At 61.4% G+C, this 2,152-nt stretch carries 2 protein-coding genes; both read left to right on the top strand.

Annotation, left to right across the window (positions count from 1 at the left end; genetic code table 11):
- The first annotated feature begins 1,092 nt into the window (after nt 1-1,092).
- Nucleotides 1,093-1,458, top strand: a complete 366-nt coding sequence (locus tag CLV70_RS38775; protein ID WP_106131589.1) for a type II toxin-antitoxin system RelE/ParE family toxin — start codon at nt 1,093-1,095, stop codon at nt 1,456-1,458.
- Complete coding sequence (locus CLV70_RS38780; protein WP_106131590.1) at nt 1,455-1,772, top strand: helix-turn-helix domain-containing protein; 318 nt, start codon at nt 1,455-1,457, stop codon at nt 1,770-1,772. The genes CLV70_RS38775 and CLV70_RS38780 overlap by 4 nt, the downstream gene beginning before the upstream one ends.
- The last annotated feature ends 380 nt before the right edge of the window (nt 1,773-2,152 follow it).

Genomic DNA, 2,152 nt, shown 5'->3' on the forward strand with positions numbered 1-2,152 from the left:
CAGCCCTACGCCGCAACAGCCGAAACCCCTACCGACCACTCCAAATACTCGGAATAACCTGAAACGGCCATATAGCTACCTTGCCGGAGCCCTGGCCAGAATTTGCGCAGCCGCTTCGATGTCAGCACCTCTCTCTACTTCTTGGATACCATTGATATTCCACCCAACGCGAGAGAGAAGATCCGCGCAAACGCCTTGCGAACGTCTGGGTCCCGGTCAAGTCTGGGCAGCGATTCAAATCTCACTGGATCGAGATCGATCGTCGCAGTTCCGCCAGCTTCGCCACCATCCATCGTCGAGAACAAAAGAATACACCGGTACGCGCGCACAGTTCCGGCTCGCTCCTCGCGCATCAGCGACTGAAGGATAACGGCTTCTTCCTTCACCTGACTACGGAGTGCATCTACCGAGGACCACCGGGTGGCCCAACCCCGGCCCTCTGCCTCCAACTGAATTTCGAGCAGCGCATCGAAACCGATCCGGCAGACGCGAAAGTCGGGATCAGCCGAACTTATCATAGGCATTTAAGCTACTCCCCCTCATACACGTCGATGCGAATCTTTGTACTCGGGTCGATGCGACCGTCTGCGATTCTTGTCTGAAGCTCATCCCAGCGATGATGTCCACCGAGAATAGTACCGCCCCGTGATACAACAATCCCATCGCCTTGCGCGGCTTTATTGATTCCGTCCAAGAGTTCGTCATTGCTCAACATCTCGTGGTACCACTGCGACGCCGGATCTCTAGTTGACCGCCCCGGGGTGTAATTCTTGGACAGATCACCCGCGTTCTCTGAGCGTGCCGACCAATGACTGGCACCTCCACTGCCTCCTGTAGGGCAGTTATGCACGAGGACGGGTGTCTTGCCGGCGAGTACATAGTACGTGTGGCATCTTCACGGCCGACACGCAGCGTAGTTGCTGTGATTGCGACCTTGACCTGTGGCTTTGCGGCGGCCTTCGGTCAGCATCGATGCGCTGCAAGGCGGTTGACGGCATCGGTGACGGCAACCCGGATAGACGGCCACGCACCGCAGGCGCCAACGGTCCCGTGCACCCGACCGTGATGTTTACTGTTCGCTATACTCGCCGGGTGGTGACCGGCGAGTGGGAGATCTACCTCGTGAACGAGGTGCGGGACTGGATCGACAGCCTCGACCCAGTAGCGCATGCACGCGTCGTGCAGGCTCTCGACCTGCTCGCCGCGGCCGGTCCGGGACTCGGCCGGCCACTGGTCGACACCATCCACGGCTCGACGATCGCCAACCTCAAGGAGCTACGCCCCGGCACCGTACGCATCCTGTTCGCCTTCGACCCCTGGCGCGCCAGCATCCTGCTCGTCGCCGGCGACAAGGCGGGACGATGGAACCAGTGGTACACCGAAGCCATCCCGTTGGCCGAACAGCGCTACGAGAAGTACCTGAAAGAACGCACTGAGGAAGGGGGCGGCACGCCATGAGCAGCTACACGCGGTGGAGCGACATCCGCAGCGAGCACGTCGAGCGTGCGGGCGGCGAGGAAGCGGTCGAGGCCGGCAAACAGGAGCTACTGGCGACGGTCGTCGGGCATCGGCTCGCCGAGATCCGCCGCACCCGAGGGCTGACCCAGCAGCAGGTCGCCGAGCGCATGGGCGTAACCAAAGGACGCATCTCCCAGATCGAGCAGGGTAAGCTCTCCGGCCAAGACGTCGTCGCCCGCTACGCCGCCGCCATCGGCGGACGCCTGCACCAGGCCATCTACTTCGACGACGGCAACATCGCCGCCATCGCGTAACACGTGCGTCCGGAACGCCGGAGCGAGCTGGTCCAAGTTTGCTCTACATAATCAAGAAGGCCCGGCCGATGGCCGGGCCGCGCGCACGCGCTACGGCCTACGGCCCGCGCGCACGCCCACCAACACCAAGCCACCAACCATAGGCAAGGGTGACGGTGAAGTGCCGCAGCGCGACGAGAGAGCTGCGCATGTAGCGCCTTACTGGCGTGCACCTTGATGCACCGTCCGCCCAGCTCGCACCGAACCTCAGCCAATCGATGATCTTAGATCGATAGATCGCATTGACCTCCCCTATTCAGAGGGGATATGACTGATCGAGGTCAGTGAAAGAAAGGTGCACCTGACCTGCAAGGATGTGGGTGTCGAAGCCATGTCCACAG

Source organism: Pseudosporangium ferrugineum (assembly GCF_003002065.1).
GTDB classification, from domain to species: Bacteria; Actinomycetota; Actinomycetes; order Mycobacteriales; family Micromonosporaceae; genus Actinoplanes; species Actinoplanes ferrugineus_A.

Excerpts from the sequence above, each read along its gene's own strand:
- CLV70_RS38780 (WP_106131590.1), top strand. The coding sequence starts at position 1,455 with ATGAGCAGCTACACGCGGTGGAGCGACATCCGCAGCGAGCACGTCGAG.